This is a genomic window from Moorena sp. SIO3B2, from assembly GCF_010692525.1.
In the GTDB taxonomy this organism is placed as follows: domain Bacteria; phylum Cyanobacteriota; class Cyanobacteriia; order Cyanobacteriales; family Coleofasciculaceae; genus Moorena; species Moorena producens.
Genome location: NZ_JAAHHE010000725.1, coordinates 1 through 2,065 on the forward strand (window position 1 = coordinate 1; position 2,065 = coordinate 2,065).

Genomic DNA, 2,065 nt, shown 5'->3' on the forward strand with positions numbered 1-2,065 from the left:
AGGTTTTGATGGAACATTTGCTAAAAAGGCAGTACGTAGATTCAGAGCCTGATTATCGAGGCTGGGAAAATACTATCGATGAACAAAGAGAACAGATTAATCTTCTGTTGTCTGAATCTCCTAGCCTCAAGCCTTATCTTGAATCGGTCTTTTCCGATTGCTACAGATATCCACTGAAGAAGGTGAGCAAGAATTATCCATCTGTTAGTTTTCCTCAGAATTGTCCTTTTACTTCTGATATTTTAGATCAAGATTGACTTATCCTAAGCTGGTCTTGATTTAAATTATATTGTTATGACAGCAGGGGAGAGGGTTTGACGGTGCTTCTTTGTACTGAATTTGCTGTGATTGAGATTGGGCTATTTGAAAATAACTACAATCGGAATCTGATGCGATTGGCCGTAGGCCACGCTACGCGAGTCACGCGTTCGCAAAGCGTGGCCTACGGCCTCAGCTTCCGCGCTTGTGCGATTGACCGTAGGTCACGCTACGCGATCGCAATAACACGATGATAGCAATCAATCGCTTGCTTAACTCACATTCCACACCCATCTATAGCAAAAAAAAATAGCCGTAGAAATAATATCCACGGCTATTTCAGTAAACACTATGTCATGTCTCTCACTTCCCGAATCAATCCGGATGTGATCCTATTTTATTCGGCAAAGGTCACATTACGCGAACAGCCTGGAGTCTTTGCCAGGGGGGAAACCCCCCCAGAAATTTAACCTATTAACGCCAAGTCGAATACTTGGTTGCAAAACTAATTACTTGCCCTGGAATTCCGGTTGGCTGCAAAGGGCTCCAGTCGGAAACCTTTGCATACCCGAGTGCATAAAGGGAGTAAATAGTATTGGTGACTCCTTCAGGAGAGCCCTTAATGTACTTAATTCGTTGTTTCTTTTGCTTAGACTCCTCAGGATTATTGTTTTGATTCGGGATAAAGTTTTGAGACATGGTTAAGAACCTGAATTATGTTTACAATGATTATTGTAATGATTATAATTATATTTGTCAAGGGTTTTTATAAATTTTTTTTGGGTAGATAATTTGATAATAAAATAAGCTATCAGCCGTCAGCTGTCAGCTGTCAGCTGTCAGTTTAAAATAAACCTCAAACCTGAGATTTAATAGTTTGATATTCATGAGAATTGAAAGGAAAGCATTCAGCCGTCAGCTGTCAGTTGTCAGTTTAAAATAAACTTGAAACAAGAGATTTAATAGTTCAAGATTAATGATAATTGAAAGTTTGGGGATTTTCCCTTGGTCATAGGCCACGCTAGGCGAACAGCTTTGTGGAACAGGCTTCTAGTTTGTGGAACAGGCTTGGACGCTGGGACTTAACCCATAGCGCATAAGCTGATCGCTGATCGCTGATCGCTGATCGCTGATCGCTGATCGCTGATAGCTGACAGCTGATCGCTGACAGCTGATCGCTGATCGCTGATCGCTGATCGCTGATCGCTGATCGCTGATCGCTGATCGCTGATCGCTGACAGCTGATCGCTGATCGCTGATAGCTGATAGCTGATAGCTGATAGCTGACAGCTGACAGCTGATAGCTGACAACTTACCCATCAATTAGCACTTATTACCTGTAAAGCCGTAAATTTAAAATCACCGAAAGTCTGGGAAACAATCTGCTCATTACCACGAAATTCTTGTTTTTCATAACTACCATTGTTTAATACCAGCACAGTTACTAACTGCTCTTGGGGGTCAATAATCCAATATTCAGGAATAGCCCTTTCTTGGTATTGTTGTACTTTCTCTACATAATCACGTCGGTAGTTTTCATCTTTTTGGTTTTTGTAGGGGCTAACTACTTCAGCCACAAACTGTGGGGGAAGCATATCAAGGGTGATAGTTAGGCGTTTTTCGGTTTGGATAAGATGTTCTTCTCTAATTACTACTAAATCTGGATAGCGGTTTTGAGGATTTCCTGGAACTTGTAATTCACAACTGTGCATCTTAATTAAGCGGGGGTTAATTAACTTGACTAATTGGAGCATTAGCCACATTACCCTCCAATGATTTGGTTCACTCTCAGGCGGCAATTCTACTA

The 2,065-nt window shown here is 41.4% G+C and carries 5 protein-coding genes; 2 read left to right on the forward strand and 3 right to left on the reverse strand.

The genetic code is table 11. The features are described 5' to 3' along the window. On the forward strand, positions 1 to 257 hold a 257-nt coding region (locus tag F6K38_RS40320), incomplete at its 5' end, for a DUF29 domain-containing protein (RefSeq protein WP_287360464.1). A gap of 63 nt (positions 258 to 320) precedes the next feature. Further along, positions 321 to 512, forward strand: coding sequence for a hypothetical protein (locus F6K38_RS40325; RefSeq protein WP_287360465.1), 192 nt, complete (start codon positions 321 to 323; stop codon positions 510 to 512). Between the two features lie 220 nt (positions 513 to 732). Here F6K38_RS40325 and F6K38_RS40330 read toward each other — a convergent pair whose 3' ends face one another. The 3 genes from F6K38_RS40330 to F6K38_RS40340 all read right to left on the reverse strand — a co-directional run. Next, entirely contained in the window at positions 733 to 957 is a 225-nt protein-coding gene (locus F6K38_RS40330; protein WP_287360466.1) for a hypothetical protein, read from the reverse strand. Positions 958 to 1,308: 351 nt separating this feature from the next. Continuing rightward, entirely contained in the window at positions 1,309 to 1,578 is a 270-nt protein-coding gene (locus F6K38_RS40335; protein ID WP_287360468.1) for a hypothetical protein, read from the reverse strand. After that, positions 1,578 to 2,065 (reverse strand): Uma2 family endonuclease (locus F6K38_RS40340; protein ID WP_287360469.1); only part of this gene is annotated, 488 nt, incomplete at its 5' end. The genes F6K38_RS40335 and F6K38_RS40340, both read right to left, overlap by 1 nt.

Coding starts and splice junctions, on each gene's coding strand:
- F6K38_RS40330 (WP_287360466.1), bottom strand. CDS start 957: ATGTCTCAAAACTTTATCCCGAATCAAAACAATAATCCTGAGGAGTCT.
- F6K38_RS40335 (WP_287360468.1), bottom strand. CDS start 1,578: ATGGGTAAGTTGTCAGCTATCAGCTGTCAGCTGTCAGCTATCAGCTAT.